This window comes from Streptomyces sp. CB02980 (assembly GCF_014451325.2).
Taxonomy (GTDB): domain Bacteria; phylum Actinomycetota; class Actinomycetes; order Streptomycetales; family Streptomycetaceae; genus Streptomyces.
Map to the genome: position 1 here is coordinate 270,223 of NZ_JACSCH020000011.1, position 18,784 is coordinate 289,006.

General features: G+C 71.0%; 16 protein-coding genes. 6 read left to right on the top strand and 10 right to left on the bottom strand.

Annotated features, from left to right (window positions below):
• Positions 1-34: 34 nt before the first annotated feature.
• Both E0F75_RS23760 and E0F75_RS23765 read right to left on the bottom strand, forming a co-directional pair.
• Positions 35-286 carry a protealysin inhibitor emfourin gene (locus E0F75_RS23760; RefSeq protein WP_187624575.1) on the bottom strand — a complete coding sequence of 84 codons (252 nt, stop codon included), beginning with the start codon at positions 284-286 and terminating at the stop codon, positions 35-37.
• Between the two features lie 21 nt (positions 287-307).
• Positions 308-1,360, bottom strand: coding sequence for a M4 family metallopeptidase (locus E0F75_RS23765; RefSeq protein WP_187624576.1), 1,053 nt, complete (start codon positions 1,358-1,360; stop codon positions 308-310).
• 293 nt (positions 1,361-1,653) lie between these two features.
• Here E0F75_RS23765 and leuA point away from each other — a divergent pair, with 293 nt between their 5' ends.
• Entirely contained in the window at positions 1,654-3,417 is a 1,764-nt protein-coding gene (gene leuA / locus E0F75_RS23770; protein WP_187624577.1) for a 2-isopropylmalate synthase, read from the top strand.
• Positions 3,418-3,757: 340 nt separating this feature from the next.
• Positions 3,758-4,450 (top strand): TerB family tellurite resistance protein, encoded by a 693-nt coding sequence (locus E0F75_RS23775; protein WP_187624578.1) that lies wholly within the window; start codon positions 3,758-3,760, stop codon positions 4,448-4,450.
• A gap of 12 nt (positions 4,451-4,462) precedes the next feature.
• Here the strand turns inward: E0F75_RS23775 and E0F75_RS40435 are convergent, their stop codons facing one another.
• The 6 genes from E0F75_RS40435 to E0F75_RS23815 all read right to left on the bottom strand — a co-directional run bounded on the left by E0F75_RS40435 (position 4,463) and on the right by E0F75_RS23815 (position 11,754).
• Positions 4,463-5,605: a pentapeptide repeat-containing protein gene (locus tag E0F75_RS40435; RefSeq protein WP_187624579.1), complete on the bottom strand. Its 1,143-nt coding sequence runs from the start codon at positions 5,603-5,605 to the stop codon at positions 4,463-4,465.
• A 69-nt stretch (positions 5,606-5,674) separates the two neighbouring features.
• The gene (locus E0F75_RS23790; protein WP_187624580.1) at positions 5,675-7,051 is read right to left on the bottom strand and encodes an FAD-binding oxidoreductase; all 1,377 of its coding nucleotides are present in this window, start codon (positions 7,049-7,051) and stop codon (positions 5,675-5,677) included.
• A gap of 79 nt (positions 7,052-7,130) precedes the next feature.
• Entirely contained in the window at positions 7,131-8,894 is a 1,764-nt protein-coding gene (locus E0F75_RS23795; protein WP_187624581.1) for a LuxR family transcriptional regulator, read from the bottom strand.
• A gap of 63 nt (positions 8,895-8,957) precedes the next feature.
• Entirely contained in the window at positions 8,958-10,328 is a 1,371-nt protein-coding gene (locus E0F75_RS23800) for an FAD-dependent oxidoreductase (RefSeq protein ID WP_187624582.1), read from the bottom strand.
• Between the two features lie 137 nt (positions 10,329-10,465).
• Complete coding sequence (locus E0F75_RS23805) at positions 10,466-11,275, bottom strand: hypothetical protein (RefSeq protein WP_187624583.1); 810 nt, start codon at positions 11,273-11,275, stop codon at positions 10,466-10,468.
• A 32-nt stretch (positions 11,276-11,307) separates the two neighbouring features.
• Positions 11,308-11,754, bottom strand: a complete 447-nt coding sequence (locus E0F75_RS23815; protein WP_187624584.1) for a helix-turn-helix domain-containing protein — start codon at positions 11,752-11,754, stop codon at positions 11,308-11,310.
• 132 nt (positions 11,755-11,886) lie between these two features.
• Here E0F75_RS23815 and E0F75_RS23820 point away from each other — a divergent pair, with 132 nt between their 5' ends.
• Positions 11,887-12,108, top strand: a complete 222-nt coding sequence (locus tag E0F75_RS23820; RefSeq protein WP_187624585.1) for a hypothetical protein — start codon at positions 11,887-11,889, stop codon at positions 12,106-12,108.
• The gene (locus E0F75_RS23825) at positions 12,105-12,320 is read left to right on the top strand and encodes a hypothetical protein (protein ID WP_187624586.1); all 216 of its coding nucleotides are present in this window, start codon (positions 12,105-12,107) and stop codon (positions 12,318-12,320) included. The genes E0F75_RS23820 and E0F75_RS23825 overlap by 4 nt, the downstream gene beginning before the upstream one ends.
• 70 nt (positions 12,321-12,390) lie before the next feature.
• Here E0F75_RS23825 and E0F75_RS23830 read toward each other — a convergent pair whose 3' ends face one another.
• Complete coding sequence (locus E0F75_RS23830; RefSeq protein ID WP_187624587.1) at positions 12,391-14,079, bottom strand: CocE/NonD family hydrolase; 1,689 nt, start codon at positions 14,077-14,079, stop codon at positions 12,391-12,393.
• Between the two features lie 190 nt (positions 14,080-14,269).
• On the opposite strand from E0F75_RS23830, the gene recO reads away from it, so the two are divergent.
• Positions 14,270-15,019 (top strand): DNA repair protein RecO, encoded by a 750-nt coding sequence (recO, locus tag E0F75_RS23835; protein ID WP_187624588.1) that lies wholly within the window; start codon positions 14,270-14,272, stop codon positions 15,017-15,019.
• A gap of 17 nt (positions 15,020-15,036) precedes the next feature.
• Positions 15,037-15,861 (top strand): isoprenyl transferase, encoded by an 825-nt coding sequence (locus E0F75_RS23840; RefSeq protein WP_187624589.1) that lies wholly within the window; start codon positions 15,037-15,039, stop codon positions 15,859-15,861.
• Between the two features lie 58 nt (positions 15,862-15,919).
• Here E0F75_RS23840 and E0F75_RS23845 read toward each other — a convergent pair whose 3' ends face one another.
• Complete coding sequence (locus E0F75_RS23845; RefSeq protein ID WP_187624590.1) at positions 15,920-18,655, bottom strand: M4 family metallopeptidase; 2,736 nt, start codon at positions 18,653-18,655, stop codon at positions 15,920-15,922.
• Positions 18,656-18,784 lie beyond the last annotated feature (129 nt).

The following is an 18,784-nucleotide window of genomic DNA, read 5'->3' on the forward strand; positions in this document are numbered from 1 at the left end:
GGGGCCTGATCGACAAGACACCCCCTAGGGCCCGCTACGCGCCCTCCTTGAGGACCCTCGTCACGAGGGTCCTCTGCGCGTCCGTGAGGCGGGGGTCGCAGCAGTGGACCGTGCGGGCGTCGACGGTGATCTCGTACCGGAAGCCGTCCGGCACGCCCTGGCTCCCGTCGTCGCCGTCGGCGAGGACGGCGGTGGCCAGGGACTCCCACTCGGGGCCCCAGACCTCCACCTCCGCCGACCGCTCGATGCCCGCGAAACCGCCCGTGCGCCGCACTCGAATCCGCATGGGACCTGTGTACCAGCCGGATCAGTCGGTCGGTACGCCCACCGCCGACCAGGACTTCAGGACGGCCTGGATCTCCTCCCCGTCGCCGTACCGCGCCCGCGCCGCCGCCACCGTGGCCGCCGCGAACTCGGAGAACCGGGCCTCGGGGGTGAGCGTCCCGCCGGTCATCACGTCGTACCAGATCTGCCCGGCCCGCTCCCAGGAGTTGCCGCCCAGCTCGGTCGCCGCCAGGTAGAAGGCGTGGTTGGGGATGCCGGAGTTGATGTGGACGCCGCCGTTGTCGCGGCCGGTGCGGACGTAGTCGTCCATGTGGCCGGGCTGCGGGTCCTTGCCGAGGACGTCGTCGTCGTACGCGGTGCCCGGGGCCTTCATGGAGCGCAGCGCCGTCCCCTCCACGTTCGGGTGGAAGAGGCCCTCGCCGATGAGCCAGTCGGCGGTCTCGGCGGACTGGCCGAGCGCGTACTGCTTCACGAGGGAGCCGAAGACGTCGGAGACCGACTCGTTGAGGGCGCCGGACTGGCTGAAGTACTCCAGGTTCGCCGAGTACTGGGTGAAGCCGTGGGCGAGCTCGTGGCCGATGACGTCCACGGGGAGGGTGAAGTCGAGGAAGATCTCGTCGTCGCCGTCGCCGAACACCATCTGCTCGCCGTTCCAGAAGGCGTTGCCGTACTTCTCGTCGTAGTGGACGGAGGCGAGCAGCGGCAGCCCGGCGCCGTCGATGGAGTTGTGCCCGAAGGCGTTGAGGAAGAGGTCGAAGGTGGCGCCCAGGCCGGCGTACGCCCGGTTGACGGTGGCGTCCCCGGTCGCCGCGTCGCCCTCGCCGCGGACCTTCACCCCGGGCAGGCCGGTGCCGCGCTCGCAGTCGTAGATCGTGCGGTGCGGCTTGCCGGCCTCGGCGGGGGCGAGCGTGGGCGCGGTGCCGGGCAGCGGCAGGATCCGGAACGTACGGGCCGAGGCGTCCGCGATGAGCGTGCGGCGCGCGGCCGCGGCGACGGCCGGGTTCGAGGAGTGAGCCAGGTGCTCCAGGAGGTGCGGGGGGACGATCGAGCAGAAGACGGGCGTCTGGGGAGTCATGCTCGCAATGTGGCACTGCGTGAGGCGACTGTCACGGGGTGAGACGAAGATTGGCGAAATGGAGTGATGCGTCACTGTTCGGCCTTGACGCGGGCGCCGTCCCGCATACTGATACGGGACGTCCGCCTCCGGCGTCCCTGGGCTAGGCTGCGGCACATCATGCGTTTCGGGCTGCTTCTCCTTAGCTGCCGCGGCGAGGGCCTGTAGTCGTAGGCCGACCCCCTCCCCGCGGGACCTGGTGTTGCGTTCGACAGTCGGCCGTCCTTCTTGCTGGACCCGAGGAGCCCAACGCAATGACCCAGTCTCCGTTCGTCGGCCGCCCCACGCCGATCACCAACGCGACGCAGCTGCAGAAGCCGTCCGGGATGCCGATCCACAAGTACGGCCAGTACGAGCAGGTACGGATCCCCGACCGCACCTGGCCCGAGCAGCGGATCACCAAGGCCCCGCGCTGGCTGTCCACCGACCTGCGCGACGGCAACCAGGCCCTGATCGACCCGATGTCCCCGGCCCGCAAGCGCGAGATGTTCGACCTGCTCGTGCGCATGGGCTACAAGGAGATCGAGGTCGGCTTCCCGTCCTCCGGCGAGACCGACTTCGCGTTCGTGCGCTCCATCATCGAAGAGGGCGCGATCCCGGACGACGTCACCATCTCCGTACTGACCCAGGCCCGCGAGGACCTGATCGAGCGGACCGTGGAGTCCCTGGTCGGCGCGAAGCGCGCCACCGTCCACCTGTACAACGCCACCGCGCCCACCTTCCGCCGGGTCGTCTTCCGCGGCTCGAAGGAGCAGATCAAGCAGATCGCCGTGGACGGCACCCGCCTGGTCATGGAGTACGCGGAGAAGCTGCTCGACGAGCGCACGATCTTCGGCTACCAGTACAGCCCCGAGATCTTCACCGACACCGAGCTGGACTTCGCCCTGGAGGTCTGCGAGGCGGTCTGTGACGTCTGGCAGCCGGGCCCGGGCCGCGAGATCATCCTGAACCTGCCCGCCACCGTGGAGCGTTCGACGCCGTCCACGCACGCGGACCGCTTCGAGTGGATGTCCCGGAACCTGACCCGCCGCGAGCACATCTGCGTATCGGTCCACCCGCACAACGACCGCGGCACGGCCGTGGCGGCCGCCGAGCTGGCGATCATGGCCGGCGCCGACCGCATCGAGGGCTGCCTGTTCGGGCAGGGCGAGCGCACCGGCAACGTCGACCTGGTGACCCTGGGCATGAACCTGTTCAGCCAGGGCGTCGACCCGCAGATCGACTTCTCGCAGATCGACGAGATCCGTCGCACCTCCGAGTACTGCAACCAGATGGAGGTCCACCCGCGCCACCCCTACGCGGGCGACCTGGTCTACACCGCCTTCTCCGGCTCCCACCAGGACGCCATCAAGAAGGGCTTCGACGCCATGGAGGCCGACGCGGCCGCCAAGGGCGTCACCGTGGACGACATCGAGTGGGCCGTGCCGTACCTGCCGATCGACCCGAAGGACGTCGGCCGCTCCTACGAGGCCGTCATCCGGGTCAACTCGCAGTCCGGCAAGGGCGGCATCGCGTACGTCCTGAAGAACGACCACAAGCTGGACCTGCCCCGCCGGATGCAGATCGAGTTCTCGAAGATCATCCAGCAGAAGACGGACACCGAGGGCGGCGAGGTCACCCCGGCCGCGATCTGGTCCGTCTTCCAGGACGAGTACCTGCCCAACCCGGAGAACGCCTGGGGGCGCATCCAGCTGCGCTCCGGCCAGACCACCTCCGACACGGACGGCACGGACACGCTGACCGTCGAGGCGGTCGTGGACGGTGCCGAGACCGTCCTGACCGGCTCCGGCAACGGCCCGATCTCCGCCTTCTTCGCCGCCCTGCAGGCGATCGGCGTGGACGCCCGCCTGCTGGACTACCAGGAGCACACCATGAGCGAGGGCGCCTCCGCGCAGGCCGCCTCGTACATCGAGTGCGCCATCGACGGTCAGGTCCTGTGGGGCATCGGCATCGACGCCAACACGACCCGCGCCTCCCTGAAGGCGGTCATCTCGGCGGTCAACCGCTCCGCCCGCTGACCCGGTCCCCAGGAGACGGCCCCCGCACCCTTCCGAGGGGCGGGGGCCGTCCCGTTTCCGGCCCGTGTCATGTTTCCGGGGCTCGGTGCCACCCCGGAGGGTGATCTCGCGACGACCGCTTCGGCCATCGAATCCGGTGCGACAGGCCCGGTGGAGGCGGCCGGCCGGGCCGGCGGAGGCTTCCTGGCCTTCACAAAGCGCCGACGCCGCGCTCCGCGGGCGGTGACGTGTCTCGGCCATCTCCGCGGTGAAGTCCTGACGGGGTGCTGACGCCACATCAAGGATGTGGCTAACATCACGCCAACGCCGGCAGTGCAGCCGGGCCGTTGAGGAGGTGCGTGTGCGGTCTGCCCGGAATTCACGTGGTGGGAAAGTGGGCGTCTGCGGAATCCGTACCTCCTGGAACACGGTCGGAGACGGCGAGTTCTTCTGCGAGGAGTGCGGCGGCGACCGCAATTACCGGCGCCGCACCGGCCGCCGCAGGTTCGCCGTCCTGGGGGTCCCGGTCCTGCCCCGGGGCTGTACGGGGCCCGTCGTCGAGTGCGCGGCCTGTCACACCCACTTCGGTACGGAGGTGCTCGACCACCCCACGACCAGCCGCTTCTCCGCGATGCTGCGGGACGCCGTGCACACCGTCGCCCTCGCCGTGCTCGCGGCCGGCGGCACCGACTCGCGCGCGGTCCTCGACCGGGCCGTGAGCGCCGTCAGGTCCGCCGGTTTCGCCGAGTGCACCGCCGTCCAGCTCGTCGACCTCGTCGAGGCCCTGGAGGCCGACACCGGGCGCTTCATGCCCGAGGTGAACCCCGAGGGCGCGCTCCTCGCGATCGAGCTGCACGAGGCCCTGGAGCCCCTCACCCCGCACCTGGCGCCCTCCGGCCGGGAGTCGATCCTGCTCCAGGCCGCCGGGATCGCCCTCGCCGACGGCGTCTACAGCCCGGCCGAGCGAGAGGTCCTCGGGACGGTCGGCAACGCGCTCGCACTCGCCCCGGACGACGTCGTGCGGCTGCTTGCCTCGGCCCGGACGGTCTCGTAGCCCCGGGGCGTCTCACCTGCCGGGCGACCGCGCAGGACGGTCTGCCGCGGGCAGCCCCTTGGTTCCGGTAATGACCGCCCCCTCGAAGGTCGTGCCGGTGAGGTTTGCGCCGGTCAGGTCGGCGCCCGTCAGATCGGCGCCGTCGAGGGCGGCGTCCGACAGGTCCACCCCGCTCAGGTCGGCTCCCGTGAGATTCGCCGACGTGAGGTCCGCCTCGCTCAGGCGGGCGCAGCCGATCGCCTCCGCCTCGTCCTGTCCCGGTGACTGGATGTAGTGCTCGCGATCGCAGAGCTGCGCTTTCCTCAGGTCGGCGTGGAAGAGGGAGGCACCGCTGAGGTCGGCACCCGAGAAGTTCGTTCCGTTCATCTCGGAGCAGGGGCCGTCGGGCGCGCAGAGGGTGACAGCCGTGAGGTCGGCCCTGAGGAATTGCGTGTCGGTCAATCGGGCGCGGTACAGGTAGGCATCACCGAGGTCCGCTCGGGACAGGTTCGCGCCGTCCAGGTTCGCGGCCTCCAGATCGGCTTCGCCGAGGTCGGCGTCCGAGAGCTCCGCGCCGCTCAGGTCCGCCCCGGCGAGCACCGCGCCGTGCAACCGGATGCGCTCGCCCGGCGGCCGGGTCCCCTCCGCGCCCCAGCCCCGCAGATCCGCCCGGCTCAGGTCCATGGTCAGCCCGCCGTCCCGCTCGGGCCGGCGCCGCACCAGCACGTCCATGGCGACCCGTACATCGGTCGTCGGCGCGGCCTTCCGTGGCAGCGGCGCGTGCTGGCGTACGTACGCCGAGAGCACGGACACGATGGTGGGCTGGTCGGCGGCGGAGTCCTTCATGATCCGCTCAAGCGCGTAGATCCCGCCGAGCCGGACGTCGAGCGAGGTGGAGGCCAGGTTGTCGATCGCGGCGTTGAAGCGGGTGGTGATCTGCTGGTCCTCGACGATCCGCAGCTCCTTGCCCGACTGGCTGACCTGCAGCCAGGTGAAGAGCAGCGCGGCGATGGCGGCCAGCCCCGGCAGGCTGAGCAGGACCAGCGAGAGCCGTGAGGCGGGGGCCGTGGCGCCGCCACCTGCCCCGGCCGCCCTGCGGCCTTGTGCCAGCCGACGCCGGGCGGCCCGCCGTCGCCGGCTACGGCGGATCCGTTCGAGGGACGTGGACCGGTTCACCCGGCCATTGCCTCACGCCGGAGCGCGCAGGCCGGCGGTGCCACACCGCCTTTCCCCATTTCGAGGGTGCTAGGGGGCGATGTTCTGGTTCAGCCGGAACACGTTGTCGGGGTCGTAGCGGCGCTTGACCGTCCTCAGCCGGTCGTAGTTCTGGCGGTAGTTGACCCGTACGCGGTCCTGGTCGTCGGTGTCCATGAAGTTGACGTAGCCGCCCTCCTGGGTGTGCGGGCGCAGGGCCGTGTCGTAGGCGCGGGTCCAGGCGATGTTGTGGTCCGAGTCGGCCGGGTCGGTCCAGGTGCCGCCGAAGGAGTGCGAGAAGACGGCGTCCCGGTACGCGAACGCGGTCTCCTCCGGGCCCACCCGGTGGCAGGCGCCGTCGATCGGGAAGATCGCCGTGTCCGATTCGAGGGACGGCATCGTCGCGCCGTACTCCGTGTGGACCGCGATCGCCCCGTCCGACAGCTCACGGCTGAAGTTGCCCTTCCAGTAGTGGTAGAGCCCGGCCGGCAGCTGCTCGTCGAAGAGGGTGTTGATCATCGGGTACGGCATCCGCTCCATGAACCGGCCGATCACCGGGCCGACTCCGTCCAGACGGGCGAGGACCTTCTCGTCCTCCGCCTCCGGGCCGCTGAAGCAGGTGAACGCGGCGCAGATCGGGCGGCCGTGCCAGCGCTCGGGGAGGAACGGTTCCTCCGGGCCCAGTGCCAGGACCAGGATCGAGTTCAGCTCCTCCGGGGAGTCCGCGATCAGCTCGCGCCACGCGCGTGCCACGTCCCCGTCGAGGGGGTAGCAGCTCAGACCGCCGAAGACGTCCGCGACCGGGTGCAGCCGGTACGCGAGGGAGACGGCGACGCCGAAGTTGCCGCCGCCGCCCCGCAGCGCCCAGAACAGGTCCGGCTTCCGCTCGGCGTCGCAGGTCACCAGGGTGCCCTCGGCGGTCACCACGTCCGCCGCGATCAGGTTGTCGCAGCTCAGGCCGTAGCGGCGGGACAGATGGCCCATGCCGCCGCCGAGCGTGAGGCCGCCGATGCCGGTCGAGGAGATCACCCCGCCGGTGGTGGCGAGCCCGAAGGCGTGGGTGGCGTGGTTGAAGTCGCCCCAGGTGGCGCCGCCCTCGGCCCGTGCCGTACGGGCCTCCGGGTCGACCCGGACGCCCCGCATCCGGGACAGGTCGACGACGAGGCCGTCGTCCACGGTGCCGAAGCCGGCGACCGAGTGGGAGCCGCCGCGCACGGCCAGCGGGAGCTGGTGCTCCCGGGCGTGGAGCACCGCCGCGATCACGTCGCCGGCGTCCACGGCGTGGACGACGACGGCCGGGCGGCGGTCGTGCAGGGCGTTGTAGACCCGGCGGGCCTCGTCGTACGACGGGTCGCCGCGGGTCACGACGGTGCCGCGTACGGCACCGCGGAGCTTGTCGGTGGTGGTCTGGGGGTCGGTGGTGGTCATGTCTCCGGTGTAGCCCGGTGGGCTCCCGCCGCGCATCGCCCGAACCGCCCATGCGCGGCCACCGGTGCGTATGGGCCGTTCAGACCAGGCCGTGCGCGTACGCGTAGGCCGTGGCGGAGGCGCGGGAGCCGACGCCCAGCTTGGCGAAGATGTTGTTCAGGTGCCGGGCGACGGTGTGCTCGCTGATCACCAGCGCACGGGCGATGTCCTTGTTCGTGCCGCCCGAGGCGACCAGCCGCAGGACCTCCGCCTCCCGTGCGGTGAGCCCGCCCGGGAGCCGCCGCCGCGACCCGCCGCTGAGCAGGGCGGCCGCGCGCCGGGCGTCCGGTACGGCCCCGAGCCGCTCGAAGACCGCCCGCGCGGTGCCGAGCTCCAGACCGGCCGCCTCCTCGTCGCCCGCGGCCCGGCAGGCGGCCGCGAGCAGCATCCGCACCTGCGCGGCCTCGTACGGCACCCGCAGCTCCAGCCAGCCGGCGAGCGCCCGGCGCAGCGGGAGCAGCGCGCCGGGGCGCTGCTCGGCGAGGGCCACCGAGCCGAGGGCCGTGTCGGCCAGGGCACGCAGCAGGGGTACGTCCCCGGCGGCGGCGCCCGCGAGGGCGTCGAGGTCCGCCGCCGCCTTCGCCGCCCCGGGGACGTCACGGACGGCGAGCGCCACCTCCGTACGGGCGGCGAGCAGACGGGCCCGGCCCAGCACGTCGTGGTCGGGGTCGTTCCGGCAGGCGAGGGCCAGGTCGACGCCCGCCACGGCCGCGTCGGCCCTGCCCTGCGCGAGGCGCAGCAGCGCGAGGCCCGGCTGCGGGATCCGGCCCAGCTCGTGGGCGTGCCCGTACGAGACGGCGGCCGCTTCGAGGCGGCCCTGGCGCCGCTGGACGTCCCCGGCGGCGTAGTACGCGGCGGCGGCCGACTCCAGACAGTCCACCGGCACCTCCCGGCAGGCCTGCCGGGCCTCGGCCTCGGCGAGCGCCCAGGCCCCGAGGAGGTCGAGGACCTCGACCCGGTGGGCCCGGCAGACGCCGCGGAAGGGGTTCTCGCCGGAGGGGACGGTCATGGGGAGCGGGGCCGCAGCCGCGGACGTTTCCGCTGTGTCCGGGGCCGTGTCCGTGTCCCCGTTCCTGTCCGGCGGGCGGCCGGTCCACGGCGGGGCGCACCACTCCATCGCCGCGTTCGTCCACTCCACCGCGCGCGCGAAGTCGGCGGCCTCCATGCACTGGGTCAGGGCGAGGCAGTACAGCCAGCCCGTGACCATGCCGCTCAGTTCGCCGGCCGACACCGCGCACATCGCGTCGTCGAGGAGGGCGAGGCCCTCGGTCCTGCGGCCGGCCGCGAGGAGCACGCGGGACTCGGCCTGGCGGCTGAGGGCGAGCAGGTCGGGGCTGCCGCAGGCGAGGGCCAGGGCGGTCATGCGACGGGTCGCGGCGAGGGCGGACTCGTGGTCGCCGTGCGCCGAGGCCTCCTCGGCGGCCGTCATCTCCAGGAAGCACTGCTCCGGGCAGTCGGGCAGGTCCTCCAGGTGGTGCCGGGCCCGGTGGAGCCAGCCGGCTGCCGCCGCGGGCCGCCCGAGGCCGGCGTACTCGTAGTACAGCCACCAGGAGGCGAGTCCGGCGCCCCGGTGGTCGTCGGCGGCGAGATAGGCGGCGTGCGCCCGGAGCCGGGCGGTCACGGACTCGTCGACGTGCCCGGACCACCAGGCGGCGTCGGCGAGCACGGAGAGGTCGTCGGCGGTCAGGCCGCGCGAGGGATGCCGGTCGTGGGCGTGGAGCAGCTGGTACGCCTCGGCCCAGGACTCACGGGCGGCGGCGTCCCTGGCGCGTTCGACCGGGTCGGTCGTGGTGGGTACGGACATGGCTCTCGCCCCTTCCCGGTCCTTTCAGGGTAGGCCGGGGAAGGGGCGAGAGCCTGCGAAGTCCTACGTGATCGCGCCGCTCGCGCGCAGCATGTCCTCGCGCTCGACGATCTTGACGCGCTCGCGGCCCTGCGGCTCGCCGAGCGCCTTCTCGGCGGCGTCCAGGGCGTACCAGCCCTCCCACGTGGTGTACGTGAGGCCCTTGCCCTCCAGGAAGGACACGACGGCGTCCGCCTCCGGGGTGTCGGGGGTGAGCAGCCGGCCGTTCGCGAAGTCGTCCAGGAGGTTCGCCACGGTCTCGTTGGCGTCGCCCTTGGTGTGGCCGATGAGGCCGACGGGTCCGCGGCGGATCCAGCCGGTGCAGTACGTGGAGGCCATGTGCTCGCCGGTCTCCTCGACGACCCGGCCGCCCTCGTCCGGGACGGTGCCGCTGACGGCGTCCCAGGGGAGCTTGGGCAGCTCGTCGGAGAGGTAGCCGACGGCGCGGTAGACGGCCTGGACGTCCCAGTCCGTGGTCGTGCCGGTGCCCTTCACGTTGCCCGTGCCGTCCAGCTCGGTGCGCTCGGTGCGCAGGCCGACGACCTGGCCGTCCTCGCCGAGGATCTCGACGGGCGACTCGAAGAAGTGCAGGAAGAGCTTGTGCGGGCGGTCGCCGGCGTCGCGGATCGCCCAGTTCTCCAGGGTCTTCGCGACCATGTCGGTCTGCTTGTTCTTGCGCCGCTCGGCGATCGAGCCGTCGTCGTAGTCGATGTCCTCGGGGTTGACGATGACCTCGATGGTGGGGGAGTGGTCCAGCTCGCGCAGCTCCATGGGGCTGAACTTGGCCTGGGCCGGGCCGCGGCGTCCGAAGACGTGGATCTCGACGGCCTTGTTGGCCTTGAGACCGTCGTAGACGTTCGCCGGGATCTCGGTCGGCAGCAGCTCGTCGCCGGTCTTGGCGAGGATGCGCGCGATGTCGAGGGCCACGTTGCCGACGCCGAGGACGGCGACCTTCTCCGCTTCGAGCGGCCAGGTGCGCGGGACGTCCGGGTGGCCGTCGTACCAGGAGGCGAAGTCGGCGGCGCCGTAGGAGCCGTCCAGCTCGACGCCCGGGATGCTCAGCGGGCGGTCGGCCATGGCGCCGGTCGAGAAGATCACGGCGTCGTAGAAGGCACGCAGGTCGTCGAGGTGGATGTCGGTGCCGTAGTCGATGTTGCCGAAGAGGCGGACCTGCGGCTTGTCGAGGACCTGGTGGAGGGCTTTGACGATGCCCTTGATGCGCGGGTGGTCGGGGGCGACGCCGTAGCGGATGAGGCCGAAGGGGGCGGGCATCCGCTCGAAGAGGTCGATGGACACACCCGGCTCGGCGGCGGCCTCGGACTTCAGCAGCGCATCGGCGGCGTAGATTCCGGCGGGGCCGGCGCCGACGATCGCGACCCGGAGGGGGCGGGGCATGACGGGGTTCCCTTCGCAAGCGACGTGGCGGCGAAGCCGCCGACACTTAGGCCACCCTAAATAATGCGGTACGCAGACTGGTACCCGCCCCCGGTCTATGGACCCATAAGGTGAACTTATGACTACCCAAAGTCGGACTAGACCCCGCTGTCGGCGAGGGCGTCGACCGTCATGAGGGCCAGCGCCGCCACGCCACCCAGCCCGCAGACGAGGAGGAACGTCCCCGCCGAGATGCTGAGGCGCTGCATGAACCCCGGCTTCAGCGTGCAGACGTCCGCCGGGTCCTTCGGGTCGTAGGCGACCTCGAGGTACGGCCCGTGGCTGAGGTGGGACACGGTGCGGGTCATCCCGGTGGTGTCGACGTAGAGGTAGATCCCCGGCACGTTGGCCGGCCGGGCGAACTCCCTGACGCCGTGCCTTCGCACGCGTCGCCTGTGGTTCCACTCCCCGAACTCGTAGAAGGCGCCCCCGAGGGCCGCGGCCGTGATCAGCCCGATCAGGACGATGCCGACGACGTAGCCGGGGTCGTCTCCCGCGACCCCGGCGATCACGGACAGGGCGACGACCGCCCCGAGGCATCCGAGCATGAACCACATGAACCGGCGCAGGTGCCTCCGCTGCCTGCGCGTCCTGAAGGTCCTCAGGACGAGGAGCGTGGCGCCGTCGATCTCCTCGTCCGGTTCGAGCAGCAGTGAGTTCACGCCGTCGGCGAAGGCGGTGGCCGCGGCCTCGCTCACACCCTCGATCCGGTGGACCACGGGCGTGGTCCCGGTGGGAGCCCGCAGCTCGACGGCGACGGCCCCTCCTTCGGCCCGCACCCGGGCGACGGCCTGGCCGGGGATCGTGAGCTCCTCGCGGGGCCGCTCCAGGAGCAGCCCCTCGGGGTCGGCGCTCAGGGTGGTGCCGCCGTGCCCCTTGAGGACGGGTATGGACGCGATGATCGACATGGCCGAGATCGTAGGGCGGACGGCCTTCCGCGTCAGCTCTTCAGCGCCGAGCCGACGAACGTGGACCAGGCGGCGGCGGCCACGACCAGGACGGGGCCGGTGGGGTTCCTGCCGTCGCGGACGGGGGCGAACCCGGTGACGCCGTCGAGGCCGGGGACGGCAGCGGCCTCGAACTCGCAGATCTTCGTCGCGATGTCCTCCAGGGCGGCTGCGGCCTGGAAATAGGACGCGTAGGGCGACTTGTTGATGAGTTTGCGCCACGTTCGTTCGAAAATACCGCCGGTTTGTAGGACCTCGTCGATTCGCATCGCCACATCCAGCTGCGGCTTTCGGATTCCCTGCTCGAACAGGCCCATGTATCCACCGGATACGAACACGCGTCTGCCAAGTTCGCCCTGAGTAAGGCCCGCTGCCTCCCGGCGCTCCTTCAGCAGCTCGCCGAAGAACTCCCGTACATCCTGCTGTTTGCCTCTGGCCATGGATTAACTCCCCAACCCTACGCCGCAGTTGTGCGACCTGCGCATCTGCCGATTCTACGGATCCGGCCCCACCCTGGTGAGGCGAAGCAGGAAATGGATTCAGAAAGGCATACGTTGGTGAAGGAAGACATCATGAAGACGACCACGGGGGCCATCGACGTCGCACAAGAGGCAGTGACGGAATTGCGTGAGGCGCTCGCGAGGGCCGGAATCCGGCTTCCCTCGCTCGGGCTCGACGTCGTCACCCTCGCCGCCGATCCTCCGAGGCCGCTCGTCGAATTGGGATGCTGCACGGTGGAAACGGCACGGCTCCTCGCCGCCGCCGTCCCGCCGGGGGAGGAGAACCGGTCATGACACTGCCCATCGGGTCGTACGTCGTCGAGATCCGCACCGGGCGGGTCGGGAGGGTCATGGGGCACGAGGGGCCCTACGTCCAGATCCGGCCGCTCGGTGGTGGACGGGAATGGGACGTCGAGCCCGACGGGGTACGGGAGGCCACCACGGCCGAGCGGCTGAGCGCGGCCACGGCGCACGTGAACGCGCGGAGCCGTGGCGAGGTGCCCTGACTCCGCACGACGCGGAACGCGGAACGCCCGGCCGGGAGGGGACCTCCGGCCGGGCGTTCGTCGTGCGGGGCTACGACAGGGGGTGGAGCGGGATGTCGAGGTACGACTCGGTGCCCTGCGGGGAGCTGATGTCGACGGTGGACGGCGCGCGGTTGGCGTCGGCGAAGAACTGGTCGTGGGTGTCGATGATCAGCTGGAGCCGGCGGCCCTTGTTCAGGACGTAGTGGGCCGGCTGGAGGGGGAAGGTCACGGTGGTGGCCTGGCCGGGCTCCTGGTCGGTGACCGTGTACGGGGCGTGGGTGATGATCGCCGCCTTGCCGGTCGCCGGGTCGCAGTCCATCAGGTAGGCCACGATCGTGCCCTCCATCGCCCGCGGGGTCACGGTCACCCGCAACTCGAACTCGCCCTGGACGCGCATGGGCTGTTCCAGCGGTGCCGTGGTCCAGATCGCGGCGAGGCCGCGGTCGATGTCCGCGGTCTTGTAGACGTGAGGGAGGCCCGCCCGCTCGGCCAGGCCGGTCTGGATCAGCTTCGGGGCGACGACGGCTTCGGTGTCCTTGCCCGTGGCCTTGAGCGAGCGGGTCCAGCCCGGCTGCGGCTTGTCCTCGGTCAGCTGCCCGTCGGCAGCGCCGACGGCCGCGTCGGCGAGGTGGAACCGCTTCTTGGGCAGGGCGTAGCTCTCCCAGTCGGGGTGCTGGAGGTCGGAGAGGAGGTTGTGCATGTACTCCGAGCGGACACCGAACTGCGGCTGAGCGCCGTCGCCGGCGGTGCCGCCGAGGTGGTGGTCCATCCAGCGGTAGGCCATCTCGGTGGGCTTGGAGACGAGGCCCACCAGACCGGGCAGCTCGCCGTCGCCGTGGTCGCCGACCTGGACGAGCAGCGACTTGGGGCCCTGGAGCTTCGTGAACAGGTCCACGACGGCCGGCACCGAGAAGATCGTCTCGTGCCAGGCGGTGGTCATCAGGATCGGGGTCTCGGCGTCGTTGTACGCCTTCAGGTGGTGCTTGGGCGAGCGGACCCGGGCGAACTCCCTGACCTCGTCGTCGATGACGTTGCCGCGGATCTTCTGGATGACGCCGCGGAACTCCGCCGAGCAGCGGTCTTCCTTGAACAGCTTCACGAGGGCCTCGAAGGCCGCCAGGTGCCGGGTGCCGTTCTCGTACAGCGAGGCGAAGAGGTCGCCCCAGGCGCTGGTGCCGGCCACGGCCTTGATCCGCGGGTCGTTCGCGGCCGCCAGCAGGCTCGTCCCGGCGCCGTAGGACGCGCCGAAGAAGGCGATCCGTTCCGGGTCGACGCCGTCGATCCGGATCAGCGAGTCGACGATCTCCTTGGCGTCGGCCACGTCCTGCGGCCCGGCGACGTGGATCTCGCCGGTGGACTTGGCCAGGCCGCGCTGGCTGTAGGCCAGCACGACGTAGCCGCCGCTGGCCCAGCGCGGGAACATGCCGAGGCAGGCCCTGTGGCCGAGGCCGTTCAGCGGGGCGGGCATGACGATCGCGGGACAGGTCTGTCCGGGCGCGAGGCCGCGCGGGACGCTCAGCGACGCGTCGATCCTCGTCCCGTCCGCCATGGCGATCGAGAGCTCCCGGTACTCGGCGATCTCCGCTTGGACCTCGTACGTGTCGGCCAGGCCCCACTGGTCGAGCCGGCCGATGCGGCGCGGCGACGGGTCGAGTAACGCCTGCTCGATCGCCTCCAGCTTGGCTGTGTCGTCGGCGCTGAGCGCGAACGGGTTCTCCGAGTAGTCGTCAACGGACATGGCTGTTGCCGCCTTCCATGGCAGGGGGGTGGTGTCGAAGTGACAGCGTCATGATCTCCGCGCGGTGATCGTCGCGGGGGAGAGAACGGTCCCGATCGCTCGTTCGAGCGAATGGGGCGTTTCAAACCTATGGAACATCCCGTACCGGTAACCGGTCCGGAGGGTTTCCCCCGTACGCGAGAATGGGCCCATGAGTCTGTTCCGCGACGACGGCATCGTGCTGCGCACCCAGAAGCTGGGTGAAGCGGACCGCATCATCACGCTCCTCACGCGCGGTCACGGGCGCGTACGCGCCGTCGCGCGCGGGGTGCGGCGGACGAAGTCGAAGTTCGGCGCGCGGCTCGAACCGTTCTCGCACGTGGACGTGCAGTTCTTCGCCCGGGGGAGTGAGCTGGTCGGACGCGGCCTGCCGCTCTGCACCCAGAGTGAGACCATCGCCGCGTACGGCAGCGGCATCGTCACCGACTACGCCCGCTACACCGCCGGCACCGCCATGCTGGAGACGGCGGAACGGTTCACCGACCACGAGGGCGAGCCCGCCGTGCAGCAGTACCTGCTGCTCGTCGGCGGACTGCGGACCCTCTCCCGGGGTGAGCACGCCCCCCACCTCATCCTCGACGCCTTCCTCCTCCGCTCGCTCGCCGTGAACGGCTACGCGCCGAGCTTCGAGGACTGCGCCAAATGCGGCATTCACGGGCCCAACCGGTTCTTTTCGGTCGCGGCGGGCGGTGTCATATGCGGCGACTGCCGGGTGCCCGGAAGCGTCGTACCCTCTCCGGAGGCCGTCGGCCTGCTCAGCGCGCTGCTCACCGGCGACTGGGCGACGGCGGACGCGTGCGAGCCGCGTCACGTCAGGGAGGGCAGCGGACTCGTGTCCGCCTATCTGCACTGGCATCTGGAGCGCGGCCTGCGCTCCCTGCGGTACGTAGAGAAAAGCTAGGTAGGAGAGACCACGTCATGGCCATCGCACGACTGCTCGGTCGCCAGCGCCGGGAGTACAGCACCCCCGAGCCGCACCCGTCCGGCGCCCGCCCGCCGAAGCTCCAGTCCGAGCTGATCCCGGAGCACGTCGCGATCGTCATGGACGGCAACGGCCGCTGGGCAAAGGAGCGCGGTCTGCCCCGCACCGAGGGCCACAAGGTCGGCGCCGAGCAGGTCCTCGACGTCCTCCAGGGCGCGATCGAGATGGGCGTGGGCGCGATCTCCCTCTACGCCTTCTCCACCGAGAACTGGAAGCGCTCCCCCGAGGAGGTGCGCTTCCTGATGAACTTCAACCGCGACTTCATCCGCAAGTCCCGCGACCAGCTCGACTCGCTCGGCATCCGCGTGCGCTGGGTCGGCCGGATGCCCAAGCTGTGGAAGTCGGTGGCCAAGGAGCTCCAGGTCGCGCAGGAGCAGACCAAGGACAACACCAAGCTCACGCTGTACTTCTGCATGAACTACGGCGGTCGCGCGGAGCTCACGGACGCGGCGCAGGCGCTGGCCGAGGACGTGAAGGCCGGCCGGCTCGACCCGGCGAAGATCACCGAGAAGACCATCCAGAAGTACCTCTACTACCCGGACATGCCGGACGTGGACCTCTTCCTGCGGCCCAGCGGCGAGCAGCGCACCTCCAACTACCTGATCTGGCAGAGCGCGTACGCCGAGATGGTCTTCCAGGACGTGCTGTGGCCCGACTTCGACCGCCGCGACCTGTGGCGGGCCTGCGTCGAGTACGCCCAGCGCGACCGCCGCTTCGGCGGCGTCGACCCGGCCGACATGGCCGTCCTCGACAAGGGCTGAGCCGCAGCGAACGACAAGGCGCCCACCGTCCTCGGACGGTGGGCGCCTCGTCATGTGATCAGGAGCAGGTGCCGGCGAAGGTCTTCCGGGTCACCACGTCCGTCGAGGCGGCCGTCGTGTCCAGCCAGGCCGCGCGCTGCCCGTCACCGAGCGCCGGGGCCAGCTGCATGCCCGAGGAGCAGGAGATCCGCTCGAAGACCGGGGTGCCGTTGACGACGTCCGCGAGCGGAGCCGCGTACACCTTGCCGATCTTCCCGGTCCAGCCGCCCAGCGCGCCCGAGGCGTCGTACGTCGAGTAGGCGAAGTACTCGTCGCTGACGGAGAACTGGCCGCCGTAGGTCGTGCCCGGCTTCTTCAGCGACGCGCGCTTCGTGAGGTCGGACAGCGGCGCCGAGTAGAACGAGTCGAGGCGGACGAGGAAGGCCGTGGTCTCGCGCCAGAAGACCCGGTCCTCCGACAGCTGCACGTCGGTGATCTCGCCGAGCGCGAAGCTCGTCATCTTCTGCCGCTTGGTCTCGCCGGTGGCGATGTCGTACACGTTGACGAACTTGCCGCGCTCGTCGCGCCAGGCGACCGTGCCGTGCTTCATCGTCAGGTTGGTGGCGTCCGAACCGGCCGCCGGGGTCAGGTTCACCGTCGTGCCGTCACGGTCCAGGAGCATGACGTCCGACTCGGCGCCCTCGCCGGTACCACGGCTGATGTAGGCGAGGCGGCCGTCGGCGGTCGCGGGCTCCAACTCGTCCGCGGGGCCGTCGACCAGCTTCCGGATCTTGCCGTGGCCCTTGTCCTTCGCCGTCCAGACACCGACCGAGTCGGCGGTGATCCGGGTGAAGACGATCCGGTCGTCGTCGACCGACGGGTCGAGGAGGTAGGCGTCCTTCTCGGCCAGTTCACGCTTCGACCCGCCGTGCTCCTTGGAGAAGCGGCCGACGGCGATGCCGAAGGCCGCGCTGTTCGCGCCCCAGGCCTCCGCCGAGCCGTGGCCGATCGCGTAGACGTCGCCGCTGATCTGCGCGGCCTGCTCGTCGACGCCGCTGTACACCTCGTACGCGGGCAGGACGTCGGCGGCGACGGTCCGGCCGTCGTGGACGCCGCCGCGCTTCTCCCAGCCCTCCCGGATGCCGTGGGCGTCGAAGGCCGCGTCGATCACGGCCAGGTCGGCCTTGGAGACCTTGAGGGACTTCGCGGCGAGCCTGACCGCGTTCCGCATGTCGCTGAAGCCGGAGAGCGGGGTGAGGTAGTTCTGCGCGGCGCGGTAGACGATCCGGTCGGCGAGCTTCGTGTCCATGTTCTTGCGCATGTCCCACATCGCGCCGGACACGACGGTGGAGTTGAGGTGCACCCCGCCGTTGTCGATGTCGAGCGAGGCCGGGAGGTAGTCCTCGCCCGCCACCCGGCCGTCGTTCATGTCGCGCAGGGCGCAGTCGGCGAGCGGCTTGGTGCCGTTGCAGAGGTACTCGCCGATCAGGCCCGAGGTCGGGTCGCTCATGGCGACGCCCTTGTCGGCGGTCTCCATGGCGTTGCCGAAGTAGTCCGAGATCGCCTCGTTGAGCGCGCCGGACTGGTTGAGGTAGACGAGCCCCGCGCTGTGCTCGGTGACGCCGTGCGCCATCTCGTGGCCGACGACGTCGAGCCCGACCGACAGCGGTACGCCGTTCATGTGGCCGTACACCATCTTGGTGCCGTCCCAGAAGGCGTTCGCGTAGTCCTTGCCGTTCCTGGCGACGTTGACGACGGAGTGGATCGTGCCGCCCTTGCCGTCGACACCGTCCCGGCCGAGCTGGTCCTTGAGGTACTCGTAGACCTTGCTCGCGTTGACGTGGGCGTCGACCGCGCCCGAGCTCGTCGCCGTACCGGCGAATCGGTTCGTCGGGGAGGAGACGATCGTGGTGCCCTCCCTCACCGGGCCGTTGGCGACGTCGAGGTAGTTCTGGCGGTTCGCGTCGTACGTGATGACCTGGCCGCCGGTCGCCGGGAACATCGCCCGCGCCGAGTCGACCAGGGTGTACGAGCCGTCCGCCTCCCTGTTCACGTCGAGCGGGGTCTCCGTGCCGTCGACGCGGACGCCCGTGCCCTTCTCGGGGGCGGCGGCTCCGGCGGCCGTCGCGGCGTCGATGTTGTCGTACGAGAGGACGATGCCGCCGACGTGGGCGTCGACGAAGACCTCCTGGCGCAGCGGCTCACCGGCCGCCGTGGCGCCCGTCACCGTGAAGTGCCAGGCCAGCCGGCCGCCGTCCGCGCCCGGCAGGACGGTCAGGCCGTGGCGCTCGGTCGCCGTGCCCTCGGCGGCGGCGAGGCGGGTGTCGAGGGTGAGCATCCGCCGCTCGGCGGTGGCCTCGGTGACCTTCGGGGTGGTGGAGACGGTCAGCTCCGGGTAGAGCGTGCCCGTCGCGGAGGTCACGTGCTGACCGCCGTCGGCCGCCTCCGTCTGCACCGCGTACTCGGCGCCGAAGACCGGCACGCCGTTCCGCTTCTGCTGGAAACGGACCGCGGACTGGCCGCCGTTGGCGCTCGTCCTGACCGTCGCGAGGTCGGACTCCGGCACGCGGTACGTGTCCTGGTGGGCCTTCAGGTGGGCGCGGGCCGCCTCGGCCGGGGTGCCCCGGCGGGTGGTGGCGCCGTCGAGGCCCTGGGTCATGCGGGGCGCGACCGTCGCCTCCCGAGTGGCGGCCGGGGTGGGCTCGTTCACCTCCTCGGCCTGCGCCGGAGCGGTCAGCAGCACCGAACCGGTCGCCGCCGTCACCACACCGGTCGCGAGCATCCGGCGTATCCGTCGGGTTCTCTGAGTCCTCACGAAGCCCTCCCCATCACACACGTTCGCGAGGGCCTGAGAGACCCTCGCGACTGATGGGGTCGATGGTTCGGTAGGTGAGGTTCCGCTTACAAGGGGTGAGACGCGGCGCAAAACCGCCCAGGCGTAAAG